18 protein-coding genes and 1 tRNA gene are annotated in these 19,040 nt (G+C 72.9%); 8 read left to right on the plus strand and 11 right to left on the minus strand.

Going from position 1 to position 19,040, the window contains the following annotated elements:
• Positions 1 to 294 precede the first annotated feature (294 nt).
• A complete protein-coding gene (locus ACZ8ZB_RS13155; RefSeq protein WP_470737900.1) occupies positions 295 to 594 on the plus strand; it encodes a hypothetical protein in 300 nt (99 codons plus the stop codon).
• Positions 595 to 607: 13 nt separating this feature from the next.
• Here the strand turns inward: ACZ8ZB_RS13155 and ACZ8ZB_RS13160 are convergent, their stop codons facing one another.
• The 3 genes from ACZ8ZB_RS13160 to ACZ8ZB_RS13170 all read right to left on the minus strand — a co-directional run bounded on the left by ACZ8ZB_RS13160 (position 608) and on the right by ACZ8ZB_RS13170 (position 4,404).
• A complete protein-coding gene (locus ACZ8ZB_RS13160) occupies positions 608 to 1,276 on the minus strand; it encodes an RDD family protein (RefSeq protein WP_470737901.1) in 669 nt (222 codons plus the stop codon).
• Positions 1,277 to 1,358: 82 nt separating this feature from the next.
• Positions 1,359 to 2,825, minus strand: a complete 1,467-nt coding sequence (locus ACZ8ZB_RS13165) for an RDD family protein (protein ID WP_470737902.1) — start codon at positions 2,823 to 2,825, stop codon at positions 1,359 to 1,361.
• Between the two features lie 115 nt (positions 2,826 to 2,940).
• A complete protein-coding gene (locus tag ACZ8ZB_RS13170) occupies positions 2,941 to 4,404 on the minus strand; it encodes an FAD-binding oxidoreductase (protein WP_470737903.1) in 1,464 nt (487 codons plus the stop codon).
• A 104-nt stretch (positions 4,405 to 4,508) separates the two neighbouring features.
• On the opposite strand from ACZ8ZB_RS13170, the gene ACZ8ZB_RS13175 reads away from it, so the two are divergent.
• Positions 4,509 to 5,921 (plus strand): tetratricopeptide repeat protein, encoded by a 1,413-nt coding sequence (locus tag ACZ8ZB_RS13175; RefSeq protein WP_470737904.1) that lies wholly within the window; start codon positions 4,509 to 4,511, stop codon positions 5,919 to 5,921.
• A gap of 66 nt (positions 5,922 to 5,987) precedes the next feature.
• On the opposite strand, the gene hppD is transcribed toward ACZ8ZB_RS13175, so the two are convergent.
• The gene (gene hppD, locus ACZ8ZB_RS13180) at positions 5,988 to 7,133 is read right to left on the minus strand and encodes a 4-hydroxyphenylpyruvate dioxygenase (protein ID WP_470737905.1); all 1,146 of its coding nucleotides are present in this window, start codon (positions 7,131 to 7,133) and stop codon (positions 5,988 to 5,990) included.
• A 122-nt stretch (positions 7,134 to 7,255) separates the two neighbouring features.
• Between hppD and ACZ8ZB_RS13185 the strand changes: the two genes are divergently transcribed.
• Genes ACZ8ZB_RS13185 through ACZ8ZB_RS13205 form a run of 5 tightly spaced genes read left to right on the plus strand, consistent with a single transcriptional unit; the run spans position 7,256 to position 11,571 of the window.
• Positions 7,256 to 7,726 (plus strand): Lrp/AsnC family transcriptional regulator, encoded by a 471-nt coding sequence (locus ACZ8ZB_RS13185; protein ID WP_470737906.1) that lies wholly within the window; start codon positions 7,256 to 7,258, stop codon positions 7,724 to 7,726.
• Between the two features lie 30 nt (positions 7,727 to 7,756).
• Positions 7,757 to 8,404, plus strand: a complete 648-nt coding sequence (locus ACZ8ZB_RS13190) for an ABC transporter permease (protein ID WP_470737907.1) — start codon at positions 7,757 to 7,759, stop codon at positions 8,402 to 8,404.
• Positions 8,397 to 9,656, plus strand: a complete 1,260-nt coding sequence (locus ACZ8ZB_RS13195; RefSeq protein ID WP_470737908.1) for a betaine/proline/choline family ABC transporter ATP-binding protein — start codon at positions 8,397 to 8,399, stop codon at positions 9,654 to 9,656. The genes ACZ8ZB_RS13190 and ACZ8ZB_RS13195 overlap by 8 nt, the downstream gene beginning before the upstream one ends.
• Positions 9,653 to 10,609 (plus strand): ABC transporter permease, encoded by a 957-nt coding sequence (locus ACZ8ZB_RS13200; RefSeq protein WP_470737909.1) that lies wholly within the window; start codon positions 9,653 to 9,655, stop codon positions 10,607 to 10,609. Before ACZ8ZB_RS13195 ends, ACZ8ZB_RS13200 begins: the two co-directional genes overlap by 4 nt.
• Positions 10,606 to 11,571: a glycine betaine ABC transporter substrate-binding protein gene (locus tag ACZ8ZB_RS13205; RefSeq protein WP_470737910.1), complete on the plus strand. Its 966-nt coding sequence runs from the start codon at positions 10,606 to 10,608 to the stop codon at positions 11,569 to 11,571. Before ACZ8ZB_RS13200 ends, ACZ8ZB_RS13205 begins: the two co-directional genes overlap by 4 nt.
• On the opposite strand, the gene ACZ8ZB_RS13210 is transcribed toward ACZ8ZB_RS13205, so the two are convergent.
• The 6 genes from ACZ8ZB_RS13210 to ACZ8ZB_RS13235 all read right to left on the minus strand — a co-directional run bounded on the left by ACZ8ZB_RS13210 (position 11,568) and on the right by ACZ8ZB_RS13235 (position 17,393).
• Positions 11,568 to 12,359: a S16 family serine protease gene (locus tag ACZ8ZB_RS13210; RefSeq protein WP_470737911.1), complete on the minus strand. Its 792-nt coding sequence runs from the start codon at positions 12,357 to 12,359 to the stop codon at positions 11,568 to 11,570. The genes ACZ8ZB_RS13205 and ACZ8ZB_RS13210 overlap by 4 nt on opposite strands.
• Positions 12,360 to 12,483: 124 nt before the next feature.
• Positions 12,484 to 13,125 carry an IclR family transcriptional regulator gene (locus tag ACZ8ZB_RS13215; RefSeq protein WP_470737912.1) on the minus strand — a complete coding sequence of 214 codons (642 nt, stop codon included), beginning with the start codon at positions 13,123 to 13,125 and terminating at the stop codon, positions 12,484 to 12,486.
• Between the two features lie 277 nt (positions 13,126 to 13,402).
• Positions 13,403 to 15,196, minus strand: a complete 1,794-nt coding sequence (locus ACZ8ZB_RS13220; protein ID WP_470737913.1) for a DEAD/DEAH box helicase — start codon at positions 15,194 to 15,196, stop codon at positions 13,403 to 13,405.
• Between the two features lie 116 nt (positions 15,197 to 15,312).
• Complete coding sequence (locus tag ACZ8ZB_RS13225; protein WP_470737914.1) at positions 15,313 to 15,708, minus strand: type II toxin-antitoxin system death-on-curing family toxin; 396 nt, start codon at positions 15,706 to 15,708, stop codon at positions 15,313 to 15,315.
• A complete protein-coding gene (locus tag ACZ8ZB_RS13230) occupies positions 15,705 to 15,905 on the minus strand; it encodes a ribbon-helix-helix protein, CopG family (protein WP_086684213.1) in 201 nt (66 codons plus the stop codon). The genes ACZ8ZB_RS13225 and ACZ8ZB_RS13230 overlap by 4 nt, the downstream gene beginning before the upstream one ends.
• Positions 15,906 to 15,941: 36 nt before the next feature.
• A complete protein-coding gene (locus ACZ8ZB_RS13235) occupies positions 15,942 to 17,393 on the minus strand; it encodes an MFS transporter (protein ID WP_470737915.1) in 1,452 nt (483 codons plus the stop codon).
• A 219-nt stretch (positions 17,394 to 17,612) separates the two neighbouring features.
• Here ACZ8ZB_RS13235 and ACZ8ZB_RS13240 point away from each other — a divergent pair.
• A tRNA-Cys gene (locus ACZ8ZB_RS13240) sits at positions 17,613 to 17,684 on the plus strand.
• A gap of 63 nt (positions 17,685 to 17,747) precedes the next feature.
• On the opposite strand, the gene ACZ8ZB_RS13245 is transcribed toward ACZ8ZB_RS13240, so the two are convergent.
• Positions 17,748 to 18,923, minus strand: coding sequence for an SUKH-4 family immunity protein (locus tag ACZ8ZB_RS13245; protein ID WP_470737916.1), 1,176 nt, complete (start codon positions 18,921 to 18,923; stop codon positions 17,748 to 17,750).
• Positions 18,924 to 19,040 lie beyond the last annotated feature (117 nt).

Raw genomic sequence — 19,040 nt, forward strand, 5'->3', positions numbered from 1 at the left:
GACATTTGACTAGAGGTTCGCCAGAAAAAACAGACCTTGACTTGGACAGATCAATGGCACTATGCGGAGGCCGGGTTCGCTTACCGGACACATCCGTGCGAAACCCTGCGGGCGCGTACGACCGTCCACGTGGTGGACGCCGTGAATCCGTGCGCCCCCTGTGCACCGGCCGTGTCGGTCAGGTCACGCTTACCGTCCGTTCCCCCCGGGCACGCTCGCGGTTAGAGTCGTCTGGCGCAACCGCCCCGAACCGGTGGAAACCCAGGCGGACAGCCCCCGACTCCCGAGGACACGATGGCCATGCCCCGTCCGACTGTCACTCAGCTCGCTTACGGTTCGTGCACCGTGATCCTGGCGACGTTCGCCATGCTGCTGTTGTCCGGGGCGAGTTCGGCCGTGGGCATCGCGCTCGTCGCCGTCCCGGCGCTCGCCCTCGGACTGCTGGTGGCCATGACGGTGCCGCGCCCCGGGCCCCGGCGTCCCGTCGCGGTGGAGCGGCCCGCCGGGGCGGAGCTGCCCGTGGCCCCGGGACCGGTACGGGCCACCGTCGCTCCCGCGTCCCGCGAACCGGTGCGGGAGCGCGCGGCGTCCTGAGCGGGCGGCGCCCTCATCTCGTGCTGACCACCACGGTCTTGGCCGTCTTGTCGTGCAGGCCCTGTTTGTAGGGCCGGTCGAAGAAGCTCCAGCCTCCCGCGATCGCGGTCCACAGGCAGGCGCAGCAGAACGCGAACGGCAGCCACAGCACGAGGGCGCGGATGAACGAGGTCTGCACGGAGGGCGTGGAGCCGTCGGCGAGGTCGGCCACCCGCATGCGCAGCCACTTCTTGCCCAGGGTCTGACCGTTCCGGGCGGTCATGAAGGTGTCGTAGGCGATGTAGAGGACCGCGGCGATGAGGGACTGCCCGAAGGAGTTGCCGACGTTGACGCGGTCGCCGTCGACGCTGTACTCGCTGACCCCGAACGGCCAGGTGAACAGCCAGACGACGATGCCGACGAGGATCATGTCGATGACGCGGGCGAGCGTGCGCCTGCCGCTGTCGGCGAGCGGGGGCATGCCGGCGAGGGGGCCGGAGGGGTCGGGACCACCGCCGTAGGGGCCGCCACCACCGCCGCCGTAGGGGCCGCCGCCGCCCTCGGAGGGCGGGGGCGGGCCGCCGGGGGTGTCGTACGGGGAGCCCGGCCCCGGGGTCTCGGGGCCGCCCGGCGGGGGGTGCTTCTTGAACGGGTCGTCGTCCGGCGGCTGCCGACCGGAGCCGGGGGGCGGTTCGGTGGTCATGCCCCCGAGTCGATCGTGAACCCCCCGGCCCCGCATCCGGCGAGCGGCCGTCCGGATTAGCGGTGGTACGGGTGACGCGGACTCAGTCGGCGGCGACGAACGTGTGCGCGGCCTTGTCGTGCCAGCACTGGTGCCAGGGCTTGTCGAACAGGCACCACAGAACGCCGACGACCCCGACGACGAGCAGTCCGGGCACGCTGTAGACCAGCCAGCGGCGCAGGGCCGCGCCGAAGGACGGCGCCTCGTGTCCCTCGATGTCCCGCACCTCGATGCCCAGCAGCTTCTTGCCCAGGGTGCGGCCCCACTTGGCGGTCGGCAGCACCTCCAGGAGGACGCCGGCGAGGAGGAGGACGACGAGGACGATGCCGAGGTGGACGGAGGTGGTGCCGTCGAGCAGCCAGACGGTGACGGTCTCGCCGGACAGCTTGGCCGCGTCGATCTTCGCGTCGATGTGGTCCACGGCCTTGATGCCGAGCGGCACGGCGGCCACGGCGGTGACGGCGCCGAGGACGACGGTGTCCAGCAGCCGGGCGGCCAGCCGCCTGCCGAGGGCGGCGGGACGGGCCGCGGCCTGGCGCCGGGCGGCGGCCTGGAACACGTCCTCGACCGGCGGCTTCCAGGGCGCAACGGGCTGCTCCTCGGCGCCGGCCAGCCGGTGCACCTGCTGCGCCCAGGAGGACTGGCCACCGCCGGCGCCGCTCGTCAGGGGCGCGGCGACGGCAGCGGCGGGCTGGGGGACCGCGCCCGCCGCGTGGCCTGTTCCCGCCGTGCCCGCGGTCTGCGGGGGCACGGCGGGGGCGGTGGCCTGCCGGGGGCCGGGCGGAGTCGTGGCGGCAGCGGCGGCGGCACGGTCGGCCGCGGCCTTCCCGGCCCCGAACCCGGGCCGTCCGGGGGCGGCGGAGCCCGTCCGCTGCCCCGCGGGGCCCTGTCCCGTGCGGGGAGTGACGGCGCGGAACGTCATCGTGCCCTCGTCCGCGGGCTCCCCGTCGGGAACCCCGGCCCCCCGCCGCGGCTTCGGCGCCGGACCGCGGAAGACGAAGGTGTCGCCCGAGCCGGCCGCGGCCTGCCCGTCCGGGACGTCCGCGCCCGCGGGCCCGGTCTCCGGCGCGGCGGGCGCGGCGGGCGCGGCAGGCGCGGCAGGCGCGGCAGGCGCGGCAGGCGCGGTGGGCGCGGCCGTGTGCGGCGTCCTCGGGTCGGCGCCCCAGGACACCTTGCGGTCCTGGTCGCCGCCGAAGCCCGTCTGGTGGGAGCGGTCGGCGCCCCACGCCGAGGCGGGCTCGGACCGGCTGCCGTGCCGGGACCCGTCCGGGAGCGGCTCTCCGACCGGGTCCTCGTCGAAGAAGTGCGGTCCGGTCTCCTCGAGGGAGGGCAGCGCCGGGCTCGCGCCGGGCGGTGGTGCGAGCGACTCGCCGTCCTCGGGCGCCGGACGGCTCGTGCCCGGCACCCAGGAGGTGCCGTTCCAGTACCGGACGTATCCGGGAATGGAGGGGTCCGGGTAGTACCCTTCGCGGGGCCTGTCGTCACCGGGGGCCGGGGTTGGGGCACTCATTCCGTCGTCCCGTATCTGCTCGATGGGGTGGGTCGGGGGGAACCACATCTATCAGAAGAGCGGGGACCTGACCGCCCGTCCGGCCGGACCCCACCCCTTTCGGGCGCCTTCTCGTTCAGAAGAGCTTGCCCGGGTTGAGAATGCCCAGCGGGTCGAAGACCCGCTTGACGGCCCGCTGCATCTCCAGGCCCACGGGGCCGATCTCGCGCGCCAGCCACTCCTTCTTCAGCACGCCGACCCCGTGTTCGCCGGTGATGGTGCCGCCGAGTTCCAGGCCGAGCGCCATGATCTCGTCGAAGGACTCGCGGGCCCGCCGCGTCTCCTCGGGGTCCGTGGCGTCGAAGCAGACCGTCGGGTGGGTGTTGCCGTCGCCGGCGTGGGAGACGACGCCGATGGTGAGCCGGTGCTTCTCGGAGATCCGCTCGACGCCGTCGATGAGTTCGCCGAGCTTCGAGCGGGGCACGCACACGTCGTCGATCATCGTCGTGCCCTTGACCGCTTCGAGCGCGACCAGGGACGTCCGGCGTGCCTGGAGCAGCAGTCCGGACTCGGCGGCGTCCTCGGCCTGCACGACCCGGGTGGCGCCGGCCTCCTCGCACAGCGCGCCGACGGCGGCGAGGTCGGCGGCCGGGTCGGTGGTGTCGAAGGCGGCCAGCAGCAGGGCCTCGGTGGACTCCGGGAGGCCCATGCGGGTCAGGTCGTTGACGGCCTTGACCGTCGTGCGGTCCATGAGTTCGAGGAGGGAGGGGACGTGGCCTCCCGCCCGTCGCCCACCGCCCTTCCGCGGACGCGCTTCGCGCCCTTCCGTCCCCATGATGCGGCACACGGCGTCGCAGGCGGCGGCGGAGGAGGAGAACTCGGCGGCCAGCACCAGCTGTTCGGGCGGCTCGGGCCGCAGGGCGAGGACCGCGCGGACGACGATGCCGAGGGAGCCCTCGGAACCGACGAACAGGCGGGTCAGGTCGTATCCGGCGACGCCCTTGGCGGTGCGGCGGCCGGTGGACATCAGGCGGCCGTCGGCGAGGACGACGTCGAGGCCGAGGACGTACTCGGCCGTCACCCCGTACTTCACGCAGCACAGTCCGCCCGACGCGGTGCCGATGTTGCCGCCGATGGTGCACGTCTCCCAGCTGGAGGGGTCGGGCGGGTAGCACAGGCCGTGCTCGCCGACCGCGCGGGAGAGCGCGGCGTTGACGACGCCGGGTTCGACGACGGCGATCCGGTCGACCGGGCTGATCTCCAGGATGCGGTCCATCTTCGTCAGGGAGAGCACGACGCAGCCGTCGGTGGCGTTGGCGGCGCCGGACAGGCCGGTGCGGGCGCCCTGCGGGACGACGGGCACGCGCAGTCCGGTGGCGGTGCGCATGACGTGCTGTACCTGTTCGACCGTGCGCGGCAGGACCACCACCGCGGGGCTGCCGGCCGGGCAGAAGCTCGCCATGTCGTGGGCGTAGGAGGCCGTGACGTCGGGGTCGGTGAGGACGGCCTCGGGGGGCAGGCCTTCGAGCAGCCGGTCGACGAGGGGGCCGGCCGTCACCGTGTCTTCATCGCGTCGCGCTTCGATACGGCTCATGATCACAGCGTGACACCGGGGGCCATCGGTGTGAACCCCGTGTACGGCAGCCGCGTCACGTCGGAGTGTGATCATCGCATGGGCGTGGGGTGTGGCGCACAGTGTGCGCCATGACGGTGTGCGCCACGGACGACAAGCCCCAAGAGCCCCGGCGGCGGGTCCGCCGCCGGGCGCTGCTCGCCTCGGTCGCCGGGTGCGCCGTGCTGGGCGGGGTGCCGGTGCTGTTGCTCTGGGGGCACCGGGCCCCGCCCGCCCCGGATCCGGGGGCGCGGGCGCTGGCGGCGGTCACCCGCGGGGCGCCGGCCGCGCTGCCCGACCTGGAGGCGCTGGTCGAGGAGCGCGAGCGGCGGGTGCGCGGGCATCCGGAGGACGCGGAGGCCTGGGCCGTGCTCGGGGCGGCCCGGGTGGAGCAGGGGCTGCGGCTGGCGGACCCGGCGTACTGGCCGCGGGCCGAGAAGGCGCTGCGCACCTCGTTGAAGGCGCGGGCGAAGGGGAACGCCCCGGCGCTGCGGGGGCTGGCCGCGCTGGCGAACGCGCGGCGGGACTTCGCCGGGGCGCGGAAGTGGGGCGAGGCGGCGCGGAAGCTGGAGCCGGAGCGGTGGACGACGTATCCGCCGCTGATCGAGGCGTCCGCCGGGCTCGGCGACGACGAGGAGACGGGGAGGCTGCTGGAGAAGCTGACGGACCTGCGCTCCGGTCCCGCCGTGATGGCGCGGGCGGCGGCCGTGTACCGGGACCGGGGCTGGCGGGAGGACGCGGCGGCCGAGCTGGCGGACGCGGCGTCGGCCGCCGGGGAGCCGGCCGAGCGGGCGGCGTACCTGGAGCGGGCCGGGCAGCTCGCCTGGGAGCGCGGCGACCGCCAGGACGCGCTGCGGTACTTCCGGAAGGCGGTGCGGACCGATCCCGACCAGCGGGCGGCGCAGGCCGGACAGGGCAGGGTGCTGGCGGCGCTGGGGCGGACGACGGAGGCGCTGAGCGCGTACCGGGCGGCGCTGGCGAGGCAGCCCCGGCCGGAGTACGCGCTGGAACTGGGGGAGCTGTACGAGTCGCTGGGGCTGAAGCGGGCCGCGCAGGCGCAGTACGGGGTGGTGCGGGAGCGGGTCCGGCTGGCCGCGGCGCACGGGGGCGACGAAGGGCTGGTGCTGGGGCGGTTCGAGGCGGACCACGGGGACGCGGCCGGTGCCGTGCGGCGGCTCCGGGGGCTGTGGGAGCGGCAGCCGTCCACCGCGGTGGCGGACGCGCTGGGGTGGGCGCTGCACCGGGCGGGTGAGCACGAGGAGGCTCTGCCCTTCGCCGTGCGGGCGACCGAGGGGACGGAGGGGGGCGGGGTGCGGAGCGCGCTGTACGCGTTCCACCGGGGGATGATCGAGCGGTCGCTGGAGCGGTACGGGGCGGCCCGGCGGCACCTGGGAGAGGCCCTTCGGATCAACCCGTGGTTCTCGCCGGTGCGGGTGCCGCAGGCAAGAGCGGCGCTGGCCCGCCTGGGTGAGCCTTCCCTCCAGGCGGGGCCCGAGCTGTCCTGAGGCGCGCGTCGGCGCGGAGCGGGGGCGGGTCACGCGGCCCGGCGTTCGCCCGCGCTCGCGGGGTGCCTACAGGTTGCCGCGCTTGGCCTGCTCGCGCTCGATGGCCTCGAAGAGGGCCTTGAAGTTGCCCTTGCCGAAGCCCATGGAGCCGTGGCGCTCGATGAGTTCGAAGAAGACCGTCGGGCGGTCCTGGACCGGCTTGGTGAAGATCTGCAGCAGGTAGCCGTCCTCGTCGCGGTCGACGAGGATCTTCAGCTCGCGCAGCGTCTCCACCGGCACCCGCGTCTCCCCGGCCCACTCGCCGAGGGTGTCGTAGTACGAGTCGGGGGTGTCCAGGAACTGCACGCCGGACGCGCGCATCCGGCGGACCGTCTGCACGATGTCGTTGGTGTTCAGCGCGATGTGCTGCACGCCCGCGCCGCCGTAGAACTCCAGGTACTCGTCGATCTGGGACTTCTTCCTGGCGACGGCGGGCTCGTTGATCGGGAACTTGACCTTGAGCGTGCCGTCGGCGACCACCTTCGACATCAGCGCGCTGTACTCGGTGGCGATGTCGTCGCCCACGAACTCCTTCATGTTCGTGAAGCCCATGACCTTGTTGTAGAACTCCACCCACTCGTTCATCCGGCCGAGCTCGACGTTGCCGACGCAGTGGTCGACGGCCTGGAAGAAGCGCTGGGCCGGCGGCTCGACGATCGGGTCGGCGGCGACGTACCCGGGCAGGTAGGGACCGTCGTAGCCGGTGCGCTCGACCAGGGTGTGGCGGGTCTTGCCGTACGTGGCGATCGCGGCCAGGACGACGGTGCCGTGCTCGTCCTTCAGCTCGTACGGCTCGGCGACCGGGCGGGCGCCGTGCTCGACGGCGTAGGCGTACGCGGCGCGCGCGTCCGGGACCTCGATGGCGAGGTCGACGACGCCGTCGCCGTGCGCGGCCACATGGTCGGCGAGGAAGGCGCCCCACTCGGTGGACTGCTTGATCACCGAGGTGAACACGAAGCGGGCCGAGCCGCTCTCCAGGACGTAGGCGGCGGTCTCGCGGCTGCCGTTCTCCGGTCCGGAGTAGGCGACCAGCTTCATGCCGAAGGCGGTGGAGTAGTAGTGCGCCGCCTGCTTGGCGTTGCCCACGGCGAAGACGACCGCGTCCATCCCCTTGACCGGGAAGGGGTCGGCCTGCCGGGCGGTGTCGGGAGCGTGGTGTGTGGTCTGCGTCATAGGGGCAGGGTGGTGCAGCCCTGCAAGGTGCGCAATAGTTCGCCCGTTCACTGGGCAATGTGTCCAGCCGTACGCCCGTGCCGTCGGGCTTTCTGTACAGGATGACCACCGGGGAGGCCGGTATGGCGATCGATCATCTGGACGGGCGGATCATCCTGCTGCTGGCGCGGGAGCCGCGGATCGGGGTGCTGGAGATGTCGCGGCGGCTCGGGGTGGCGCGCGGCACCGTACAGGCCCGCCTCGATCGGCTTCAGTCGAACGGAGTCATCCGCGGATTCGGTCCCGAGGTGGATCCGGCGGCCCTCGGCTACCCGGTCACGGCGTTCGCCACGCTGCAGATCCGGCAGGGTCAAGGAGCCGACGTACGGGCCCACTTGGCGACGGTGCCGGAGGTGCTGGAGCTGCACACCACGACCGGTACCGGGGACATGATGTGCCGGCTGGTGGCACGTTCCAACGCCGACCTCCAGCGGGTGATCGACCGCGTCGTCGGTTTTGATGGCATCGTCCGGGCGTCCACGGCGATCGTCATGGAGAACCCCGTTCCGCTGCGGATCATCCCGCTGGTGGAACAGGCCGCGCTCGGCGAGTGACCCGACCTGGCCGAGCTGGGGTGAGCGGATGTGAACTTCTGGGAGTACCTGGTCGACCGCCATCAGCAAGTGCTCACCGACGCCTACCAGCACGCCAGCGTCGTCTTCCAGTGCATGGTCGTGGCGACCCTGCTGGGTGTGCTGATCGGGGTGGTCGCCTACCGCAGCGAGTGGGCGGGCAACCTGGCCACGACCGCCACCGCCACCCTGCTGACCATCCCGGCGCTGGCCATGATCGGTCTGCTGATCCCGGTCGTGGGGCTCGGAGTGGCGCCGACGGTGATCGCGCTGACGCTGTACGGGCTGCTGCCGATCGTGCGGAACGCGATCGTGGGGCTGCGCGGGGTCGATCCGTCGCTGGTGGACGCGGCCACGAGGATCGGCATGTCGCGCGCGGCCCGGCTGGCGCGGGTGGAGCTGCCGCTGGCCTGGCCGCCGATCCTGACCGGGATCCGGGTCTCCACGCAGATGCTGACGGGCATCGCGGCCATCGCCGCGTACGCCTCCGGCCCCGGCCTCGGCAACCTGATCTTCCGCGGGATCGCCTCGCTGGGCAGCAGCAACGCACTGAACCAGGTGCTCGCGGGCACCCTCGGGATCATCGTCCTCGCCCTGCTGTTCGACGCCGCGTACGTGCTGGTCGGACGGCTGACCATTCCCAGGGGGATCCGTGCCTGACGCCGAGGCGCCCGGGGCGGGGCCCGGGGCGGCCGGGGCGGCCATCGAGCTGGAGGGCCTGACCAAGCGGTACCCGGGCAGCGCGCTGCCGGCGGTCGACAACGTCACCATGGACATCCGGGCGGGCGAGACGGTGGTCCTCGTCGGTCCGTCGGGGTGCGGGAAGTCCACCACCCTGAAGATGATCAACCGGCTGATCGAGCCGACGGGCGGCCGGATCCGCATCGGCGGCGAGGACGTCACCGACATGGACCCGGTGCGGCTGCGCCGCACGATCGGGTACGCGATCCAGGCGAGCGGGCTGTTCCCGCACATGACGGTGGCGCAGAACATCGCGCTGGTGCCGCGGATGCTGCGCTGGCCGGCGGCCCGGGTACGGGCGCGGGTGGAGGAGATGCTGGACCTGGTCGGTCTGGACCCCGGCGAGTTCCACGGCCGTCGTCCGCGCCGGCTGTCCGGCGGTCAGCAGCAGCGGGTGGGGGTGGCGCGGGCGCCGGCGGCGGATCCGCCGGTGCTGCTGATGGACGAGCCGTTCGGCGCGGTCGACCCGATCACCCGGGACCACCTCCAGGACGAACTGATCCGGCTCCAGCGGGAGCTGCACAAGACGATCGTCTTCGTCACCCACGACTTCGACGAGGCGATCAAGATCGGTGACCGGATCGCGGTGCTGCGCGAACGCTCCCACATCGCCCAGTTCGACACCCCGGAGGCGATCCTCACCAACCCCGCCGACGACTTCGTGTCGGGCTTCGTGGGCGCCGGGGCCGCGCTGAAGCGGCTCGATCTCACCCGGGTGCGGGACGTGGGGATCACCGGCTGTCCGACGGCGAGCGTCGACGATCCGCTCCAGGAGATCTTCACCAGGCTCCGTTCCGGCGGCACCGACGAGGTGCTGGTGCTCGACAGGCGGGGCCGCCCCTACAAGTGGCTGCGGCGCGGCGACATGATGCGCGCCAAGGGGTCGCCGGCCCGCGCGGGCGCGCTGGTGCACGACACGGTGACCCGGGACGCGACCCTGCGGGACGCGCTGGAGGCCGTCCTCACCGACAACACCGGCCGGGTTCCCGTCACCGGGCGGCACGGCGTGTACGAGGGTGTCGTGGATGTGGAGACGCTGGTGAACTCCGTGCACGAACTGCTGGAGGCGGACCGGCTGGAGGCGATGGACGCCCAGCACGAGCTCCAGGAGCAGTGGTCCGCGCAGACGCACGCGGAGCAGGAGGGCTTCGGCGGGGAGGCGAAAACGTGAGAACCTCCGCTTCCGGTTCTTCCGGGCCTTCCGACTCGCCCAGGCCTTCCGGCCCTTCCGGTTCCTCCGGCTTCCCGGGCCCTTCCGGCTCCTTCGGCCCTTCCGGGCGGCGGCCCGGGGGCGAGCAGGAGGCGAAGGGGCCCGCGTTCCGGGACGAGGACGGCGGGCGGCCGGACGAGGCGGAGGCCGCTGCCCCGTCCCCGGCCGCGAAGCCGCCCCGGGTGACCTGGCAGAAGCTGACGTTCCTGCCCGCGGTGCTGATCGCCCTGCTGCCGGCGACCTGGCTGTGGTTCGAGCAGGCGGACCTCGACGCGCTCACCCGGAACGCGCTGTCGAACGGGCAGGTGTCCAAGGCGCTGTGGCAGCACATCGAGCTCACCGTCGTCTCGACGTTCTTCGTGCTGATCATCGCGATCCCGCTGGGCGTCCTGCTGACCCGCCGCACGTTCCGCAGGGCCGCCCCGGTGGCGATGGCGCTGGCCAACACGGGCCAGGCCACCCCGGCGATCGGCCTGCTGGCGCTGCTGGTGATCTGGCTGGGCATCGGCCGCAGGGCGGCCCTGACCGGCATCGTCGCCTACGCCGTGCTGCCGGTGCTCTCCAACACCATCGCGGGCCTGAGGGCCAACGACCCGACCCTGCTGGAGGCGGCGCGCGGCATCGGCGTGTCCCCGCCGGGCGTGCTCGCACGGGTGGAGCCGCCGCTGGCCGTCCCCCTCATCCTCGCCGGTGTGCGCACGGCGCTCGTCCTGAACGTCGGCACGGCGACGCTGGCGACCTTCGGCGGCGGTGGAGGGCTGGGCACGCTGATCACCACCGGGATCACCAGCCAGCGGATGCCGGTGCTGGTGGTGGGCTCGGTCCTCACCGTCGCCCTCGCGCTGCTGGTGGACTGGCTGGCCTCCCTGGCGGAGCTGCTGCTGCGGCCGCGGGGTCTGGAGACGGGCCCGTGAGACGGGCCCGCCCGTTCCTGGCCGGGGCGCTGCTGGCGGCGGCCTCGGGCTGCGGGCTGACCAGCGGCTCCCCCATGGTCGACGACGTGGAGCCGGGCTCGATCGGCGAGGGGAGGCCACTGGAGGGCGCGAAGCTCACCGTCACCTCGAAGGAGTTCACCGAGCAGCTCGTCCTCGGCGCGGTCATGGGCATCGCCCTCCAGGCGGCCGGCGCGGAGGTCGTCGACCGGACCGGCATCCAGGGCTCGGTCGGCTCCCGGGAGGCGGTCGTCAACGGCGACGCGGACGCCGGGTTCGAGTACACGGGCACGGCGTGGATCACGTACCAGGGCAACAGCACGCCGATCCCCGACGCGCGCGAGCAGTGGAAGGCGGTGCGGGACGCGGACGTGGGGAACGGGGTGGTCTGGCTGGAGCCGGCGGAGCTGAGCAACACCTACGCCCTCGCCATGAACCGGGCCAACCACGAGAAGTACCGCACCCGGACCCTCTCCGGGGTGGCGGAGCTGGCGAAGTCCGGCCCGGGGGCGGTGACGCTGTGCGTGGAGGGCGAGTTCGCCAACCGCGCGGACGGGCTGCCGGGCATGGAGAAGGCGTACGGCATGGACGTCCCGGCGCGCGACGTCACGCAGATGGACACCGGGATCATCTACACCCAGACGGCCGAGGGCGCCTGCGCGTACGGCGAGGTGTTCACCACCGACGGGCGCATCAAGTCCATGGACCTGGTGGTGATGGAGGACGACAGGAAGTTCTTCCCGAACTGCAACGCGGCGCCGACCGTCAACTCCGACACCTTCGGGAAGTGGCCGGCCATCGCGGAGGTGCTCGCCCCGGTGACGGCGAAGCTGGACAACACCGTGGCGCGGGACCTCAACGCGAGGGTGGACGTCGACGGGGAGGACCCGCACCAGGTGGCGCTGGACTGGATGGTGGCGGAGGGGTTCGTCAAGGAGGGCTAGCAGCCGGGGACTTTCCCGGTGCCCTTCTCCAGGGCGACCAGCGCGTCGACGGCGCCCTTGAGGGTGGTGACCGGGATCAGGCGCAGGCCCTCGGGGAGCTCGGACCGGGCGTCGGAGCACTCGTCCTTCGGCACCAGGAAGACGGTGGCCCCGTCCCGCTTGGCCGCCTGCGTCTTCAGGGGTACGCCGCCGACGGCGCCGACGGTGCCGTCCGCGTCGATCGTGCCCGTGCCGGCGACGATCCGGCCGCCGGTGAGGTCGCCGCCGTCGCCGTCGCCGTTCAGCTTGTCGACGATGCCGAGGGAGAAGAGCAGACCGGCGCTGGGGCCGCCGACGTCGGCGAGCTCGAAGGTGACCTCGATGCCGTCGTCCTCTCGGCCGAGGTGTCCCAGGGCGGCCCGGACGGCCTCGTCCTGGGACTCCTCCATCTGTTCGCGGTTGTACCGCTCGATCTCCTCGACGCTGTCCCCGCTGGGGTAGACGGAGTCACGGGGCATGACCGCCCGGTCCGTGTCGAACCAGCCGTCGATGACGTCCGGGAGGCCGACGCGGGTGTCCGGGGAGGTCGCCTCGATGGTGGTCATCCGCAACTGCCCGCTGGTCTCGCGGACCGGTGCGCCGGTGATCGTGATGACCGGGGTGCCCTTGTCCTCGCCGAGGACGTTCGCGGTCATGCCGGGGTGCGCGACGGAGAAGGGGAGCGGCGCGAGGCCGGCGGTGGCCAGCAGGGCCGCTATGGGCACCGCCAGGACGGCGAGGGCTTGGGGGCGCGTGAGGCGGGAGAACACGGGGCCAATCTAACCTGCCGCCACCGCGGGCAACCGTGCCACCCGACGTGCTGCCGCTGCGGGCAGGCGTGCCGCTGGGGCGGCACGCCTGCCCGCGGAGTGCGCAGGCACGCGGCGCGGAGGGTCAGCGCAGGGCCTCCGCCACCTCGCGGGCCGCGTCCATCACCCTCGCCCCCACCCGCTCGGGCACGACCTCCGCCAGCATGACCACACCCACGCTGCCCTCGACCCCGGTCACCCCGAGCAGCGGCGCGGCCGCCCCGCACGCGCCCGCCTCCAGCTCCCCGTGCGTCAGCGTGTACCCGGGGTCCTCCGCCCGCCGCTGCCGGGCCGACAGGATCGCCTTCCCCGCGGCCCCCCGCTCCAGCGGATGCCGGAACCCCGCGCGGTACGCCACGTGGTAGTCCGTCCACGACGGCTCCACCACGGCCACCGCCAGCGCCTCCGCCCCGTCCACCAGCGTCAGGTGCGCGGTCGCGCCGATGTCCTCCGCCAGCGACCGCAGCGCCGGCATCGCCGCCTCCCGCACCAGCGGGTGCACCTGCCGGCCCAGCCTCAGCACGCCCAGCCCGACCCGGGCCCGTCCGCCCAGATCACGGCGTACGAGAGCGTGCTGCTCCAGCGTGGCGAGCAACCGGTACACAACAGTCCGGTTCACGCCCAGTTTGTGGGAAAGCTCGGTGACGGTCAGCCCGTGGTCCGTATCGGCCAGCAGCTTGAGGACACGCAGTCCCCTGTCGAGCGTCTGAGAGGTCTCCGCGGTCACGACGCCCACTCCTTAGTGGTGAGGTCGGCGGCCCCCTCGCGGCGGATGCGTCACCGAGTCCCGTCGGTCACGCGCCCGAGAGGCCGCCGATCGGCCGGCGGCCCGGTCCTGACCCGGGCACAGTCGCTTCACGGCTGCGCTCCGCGGCGGCGCTGCCACGGGGCGTGTGCGTTGCGGGGACAGTAGCGAGCCGGTCCGGTGAGCGGAAGGCTCCGTCCAGAATCCGGGCACCCTCACAGGGAAGTCGCTCCGTTTGTCCCCATACGCACACACAGCGTCACCGCATGCGCGTGGCCCACTCCTGCACCTTTTCGATCCGCTGGCGCAGCTGTCCCGCGGTGGCCTCGGCCGAGGGCGGGCCGCCGCAGACCCTGCGCAGCTCGGTGTGGATGACGCCGTGCGGTTTGCCGCTCTGGTGGACGTACGCGCCGACGAGGCTGTTGAGCCGCTTGCGCAGCTCCATCATCTCCTTGTGGGAGACCACGGGGCGCCGTTCGGCGGGCAGTTCCAGCAGGTCGGCCTCGGTGTCCGGCTTCTTGCGGCTGTGCGCGATCTGCCGGGCCTGCCGCTTCTGCAGCAGCAGCTGCACCTGGTCGGGTTCGAGGAGGCCGGGGATGCCGAGGTAGTCCTGCTCCTCCTCGCTGCCGGGGTGGGCCTGCATGCCGAACTCGGCGCCGTTGTACGTCACCCGGTCGAAGACGGCGTCGGACTCCAGCGCCTCGAAGGGCAGCATGTCCTGCTCGCCGGTGTCCTCGTCCTGCTCCCGGTTCGCCTCCTCCATCTCCTTCTCGGACTCGGCGTACGGGTCCTCCTCGCCCTCCTTCTTGGGCTTGTCGAGGACGTGGTCGCGCTCGCGCTCCATCTCGCCTGCGAAGCCGAGCAGGTCCGGGATGGTCGGCAGGAAGACGGACGCGGTCTCGCCGCGCCGCCGGGACCGTACGAAACGGCCCACGGCCTGGGCGAAGAACAGCGGGGTGGAGATGGTGGTGGCGTACACGCCGACCGCGAGGCGTGGGACGTCGACGCCCTCGGACACCATGCGGACGGCGACCATCCAGCGGTCGGTGTTCCCGCTGAACTCGTCGATGTTCTTCGACGCGCCGATGTCGTCGGACAGCACGAGGGTGGCCTTGTGGCCGGTGATCTCGCGGATCAGCTTGGCGTACGCCCGCGCGGACTCCTGGTCGGCGGCGATGACGAGGGCGCCGGCGTCCGGGATGGCCTTGCGGACCTCGGTGAGGCGCTGGTCTGCGGCGCGCAGCACGGCCGGCATCCACTCACCGCGCGGGTCCAGCGCGGTGCGCCAGGCCTGGCTGACGGCGTCCTTGGTCATGGGCTCGCCGAGGCGGGCCTCGATCTCGTCGCCGGCCTTGGTGCGCCAGCGCATGTTGCCGCTGTACGACATGAAGATGACGGGCCGCACGACACCGTCGGCGAGGGCGGAGCCGTACCCGTACGTGTAGTCGGCGGACGACCGCCGGATCCCGTCGTCGCCCTCCTCGTAGGTCACGAAGGGGATGGGGTTGGTGTCGGAGCGGAACGGCGTACCGGTGAGCGCGAGCCGCCGGGTGGCCGGCTCGAACGCCTCCAGGCAGGCCTCGCCCCAGGACTTGGAGTCGCCGGCGTGGTGGATCTCGTCGAGGATGACGAGGGTCTTGCGCTGCTCGACGCGGTTGCGGTGCAGCATGGGGCGCACGCCGACGCCGGCGTACGTCACGGCGACGCCGTCGTACTCCCTGCCGAGCGGTCCCGCGCTGTACTCGGGGTCGAGCTTGATGCCTATCCGTGCGGCGGCCTCCGCCCACTGCTTCTTCAGGTGCTCGGTGGGCGCGACGACGGTCACCTGCTGCACGACGTGGTGGTGCAGCAGCCAGGACGCCAGCGTCAGCGCGAACGTCGTCTTGCCGGCGCCGGGCGTGGCCACCGCCAGGAAGTCCCGGGGCTGCGTCTGGATGTACTTCTCCATCGCCCCCTGCTGCCAGGCGCGCAGCTTTCCGGCGGTGCCCCAGGGGGCACGTCCGGGAAAGGCCGGGGACAGGTGGTGCGAGGCGGAGCTGGCGGTGGTAGTCACGATCTCCGATGGGGGTCGGGCGGCACGTCTGCGTCTGCGTATGACGACCGGGCCACCCTACCGATGGCCCGGAGGCGCCGACGCCGGCACGGGGCCGAGTCCGCCCAGGATGGGACTCAGGTCACATCGTCCTGCTCGGCCAAGTCCCTCAGCGCTTCGGAGATGCCTTTGACCTCGTCCAGGCTGCCGGTCGCCACAGCGATGACCAGGCGTTCAGCCGCGTCGATGTCGGGGCGTAGCTGCACCTCGTTCATGGCCAGGAAGACGACGCAGGAGACCCAGGCCGTGCGCTTGTTCCCGTCGACGAAGGGGTGGTTGATGACCAGGGACTGCAGGAGTGCCGCAGCCTTGTCGAACAGGTCGGCGTATGCCTCCTGCCCGAACATGGAGGCCGAAGGGCGATGCGCGGCGGACTCCAGCAAGCCCGCGTCGCGCACGACGACGACCTGGTCGTCGACGGCGTCCTCGGCAATGGCCAGGACGTCCTCGGCCTGAAGGTAGACACACGTCACTTCAGCCGCTCCAGCAGTTCGGCCCATTTGGCGGTCTGCTCCTTGGCGGCCTTGCGCACCAGCGCCTGGTGCGCGGTCCGCGCCAGATAGTCGTCCACGGCCCGCAGCAGTATCGCGTGCATGCTGACACCCTCCTCCTCGGCGCGCAGCTTGAGAGCTTCCGTCTGGTCGTCCCGAAGACGCAGGTTCATAGCCATACCAAAACGGTACCACCTCATGACATCAAAGTGGTACTACTTGACCGCCCTCACTCGCGCCGCCACCCACGCCCCCGCCAGCGCCACCGCCGCCATCGGCAGGAACACCGCGGCGAAGGCGGCCGGGTGGGAGCCGGTGGCCTGCGTCGCCGCGTGGCTCACCGTGCCGCCGCCCAGGGCCGCGAAGGCGGCGCCGCCCGCGGCGAGGAGGAGGACGTTGGAGAGGCCGTCGGAGATCTGGAGGGCGGCGGAGTTGGTGCCGGCCTCCTCGGGGGCGGAGAGCTGGAGCAGCAGCACGCTGGTGGAGGAGATCACCAGGCCCATGCCGAAGCAGCCGAAGCCCCAGGCGACCGCCACCGTCCAGGCGGGCACGGCGTCGATCAGCACGGAAGGGGCCGCCGCGATCGCCGCCGCGACCAGGACCATGCCGAGGACCATCAGGCGCTCCCGGTACGGCTCCAGGCGGGGCCGGGACTGGAACCAGGAGCCCAGCGCCCAGGTGCCGCCGCCCGCCGCGAGGGAGAAGCCGGCGAGGGTCGGGCTGAGGCCGCGCTGGGTGACCAGCATCAGCGGGACGAAGGACTCCGCCGCGATGAAGGAGCCGGCGGCGACTCCGCGCAGGAGGACGACCGAGGGCAGTCCGCGCGCCGCGCGACAGGTGCCGCGCGGGAGCAGGCCGAGCACGGCCGGGATCAGCAGGGCGACGCCCAGCGCGCCCGGCAGCAGGGAGACCCAGCGCAGGTCCTGGGCGGCGTACTGGAGCAGGCCCGCGCCGAAGGAGATCGCCAGGGCCAGGCGGATGCGGCGGCCGTCGAAGGAGGCGGGCGCGTCCCCGTTCACCGGGCCGGACGCCAGACGCCGTATCTGGGGCAGCGCGAGCGCCAGCGGGAACACCACGAGCAGCGGTATGCCGAGGAACACCCAGCGCCAGCCGATGTGCTCCGTCACCGCGCCGGAGGCCAGCGGGCCGACGATCGACGGCACCACCCAGCTCGCCGCGAACGCCGCCATGATCGCCGGCCGCAGCCGCTCGGGGTAGGCCCGCCCGACGATGACGTACAGCGCGACGATCACCAGGCCGCCGCCGAGCCCCTGCACGGCCCGCCCCAGGATGAACAGCCACATCGCCCCGGCCGTCCCGGCGAGCAGCAGCCCGGCCGCGAAGGAGGCGATGCCCCAGGTCAGCGGCGCGAGCGGGCCCCGCCGGTCGGACCACTGGCCGGACAGCACCATGCCGAACAGGCTGGTCGTGAAGTACCCCGAGAACGCGAACGCGTACAGGGACACCCCGTCCAGCTCCCGCGCCGCCACCGGCATCGCCGTGCCGACCGCCGTCGCCTCGAAGGCGATCAGCAGCACCACGGAGACGATGCCGATGCTCAGCGCCCGGTAGGGGCTGCTCAGCACGGTCTCGTCGGGGGCGGCGGCCGGGGCGGGGACGTCGGCGGGCTGGGCGACATCGGTGTCACGCGGGTTCGGGGCGGTCATGGTCGCCAGAGTAAGGGCCACGGCACGGTTTGACCCCTGTCGGGGGTCGGGACCGGCACCGGGACCTTGGTCGTAGGACCGGGACCGCCGTTCATGAACGGCGTGTGGCAGTCGTATTGCGGCCCCGGCCGTCTCCTTGAGCGCCGCCCGAGGCCCGCCGTACGGTCGTCGCACCGGTTCGGAACGGCGGGGCGCCGCAGGGCGCTTCACCCCCGACACGGCCGTGTGCCCGAGCGGCCCAGGGGTTCGATTGCAAATCGAATGACGCGGGTTCGATTCCCGCCACGGCCTCCGCGCGGGCGGGGTGCTCCCCGGAGCGCCCCGCCCGCTTCGTCGGCGCCCCGGAACGGAGCGCTACAGCACTCCGCCCGCCTCGTCCTGGAAGAGCTCCGTCCAGTAGTGCCAGTCGGTGTCGGTGGTGGCGCCCGTCGGGTCGATGGAGGACAGGACCTGGATCATCGTCAGCGCCAGCTGGTCGTAGGTGTCGCCGGTCAGCGCGTGGCCCGACGCCTCGTCGATGGCGTGCTCGCGGTGGAGCAGCCAGAGGGTGAAGGCGAGGGTGGAGACGTCCGTGTTCAGCGGGTGGAGGACACCGTCCGGTTCGCTCCAGTTGAGTACCGCGCCCGTGGTGCCGTCGACGACCAGGCTGTTGTCCTCGATCAGGTACCCCAGGCGTATCAGGTGGCCGGCGCGGGCGGGGAGGAGGGCGTCGGGGAGCTCGCGTTCGTCGGCGTGGTACTCCGCGAGGGTGCGCAGCGGCAGGTCGGTGTCCAGCTGGAAGAGGAAGCCGTCCTCCGGCAGGCCCGTCTCGCGCAGGAAGCGGCGGGTCGGCTCGTGCGTCAGCGTGGCGGGGAAGTCGACCTCCTCGAAGCGGACCACGCCGCCCCGGCCGAACTCGTCGTCCAGCAGGCGGACGGGGAGGTCCAGGGCGAGGCCCGAGGCCGTGCCCGGGCCCGCCACCAGGGCCAGCGGCCTGATCAGCGCGGCCATCCTCCAGAACGGCGCCGGCTCGCCGTCCGCGCCCTCCTCGAAGACCGCCAGCAACTGCCGGGAGGCCTCCGCGACCACCTTGGTGCCGTACCGGTCCGCGTACGCGGCGAACTGGCCGCGCAGTCCCGCCAGTTCGTCCGTCGCCGCCGCGAACCGCACCAGCGTGGGCAGGGACGGGGCGAGCGGGCGGAGGTCCATCAGGTCGGGGCGGTCGTGGAAGAAGAACGTCGTGGACACCTCGCCGGTCGCCCCGTCGAGCAGCACCGACTCCGTCTCCGGACCGGCCGGGCCCAGCAGTCCGCCGATGACGAGCTGGTCCCGCAGCTCCTCGGGGAGCCGGCCGCCGGGACCGCCCGTCGCGTCGCCCACCGTGCGCGGGCCGCCGGGCCGCGCCAGCTCCGCGAAGCCGAACAGGCCGCTGTCGGAGGGCAGTCCGGGACCGGTCAGCCAGTCGCGCGTGGGCGCGTGCGTGACGCGGGGATCGAGGTCGGCGTCGGTCAGTGTGATCGCCGCTGCGGCAACGGTGTCGGTCGTGCTCATGATTCCCCCGCGATACGTGTGCTCGGCCCCGGGTTCGCGAACGTCCCGCCCGGGCAGGACGGACCGGGCCCTCCCGGATCCGGCAGCCGTCCCCCACTGCTCGGAACACTACGCGGC

The organism is Streptomyces sp. 12E (assembly GCF_055633275.1).

Excerpts from the sequence above, each read along its gene's own strand:
- ACZ8ZB_RS13155 (WP_470737900.1), top strand. The coding sequence starts at position 295 with ATGGCCATGCCCCGTCCGACTGTCACTCAGCTCGCTTACGGTTCGTGC.
- ACZ8ZB_RS13160 (WP_470737901.1), bottom strand. The coding sequence starts at position 1,276 with ATGACCACCGAACCGCCCCCCGGCTCCGGTCGGCAGCCGCCGGACGAC.
- ACZ8ZB_RS13165 (WP_470737902.1), bottom strand. The coding sequence starts at position 2,825 with ATGAGTGCCCCAACCCCGGCCCCCGGTGACGACAGGCCCCGCGAAGGG.
- ACZ8ZB_RS13175 (WP_470737904.1), top strand. The coding sequence starts at position 4,509 with ATGACGGTGTGCGCCACGGACGACAAGCCCCAAGAGCCCCGGCGGCGG.
- hppD (WP_470737905.1), bottom strand. The coding sequence starts at position 7,133 with ATGACGCAGACCACACACCACGCTCCCGACACCGCCCGGCAGGCCGAC.
- ACZ8ZB_RS13185 (WP_470737906.1), top strand. The coding sequence starts at position 7,256 with ATGGCGATCGATCATCTGGACGGGCGGATCATCCTGCTGCTGGCGCGG.
- ACZ8ZB_RS13230 (WP_086684213.1), bottom strand. The coding sequence starts at position 15,905 with ATGGCTATGAACCTGCGTCTTCGGGACGACCAGACGGAAGCTCTCAAG.
- ACZ8ZB_RS13235 (WP_470737915.1), bottom strand. The coding sequence starts at position 17,393 with ATGACCGCCCCGAACCCGCGTGACACCGATGTCGCCCAGCCCGCCGAC.
- ACZ8ZB_RS13245 (WP_470737916.1), bottom strand. The coding sequence starts at position 18,923 with ATGAGCACGACCGACACCGTTGCCGCAGCGGCGATCACACTGACCGAC.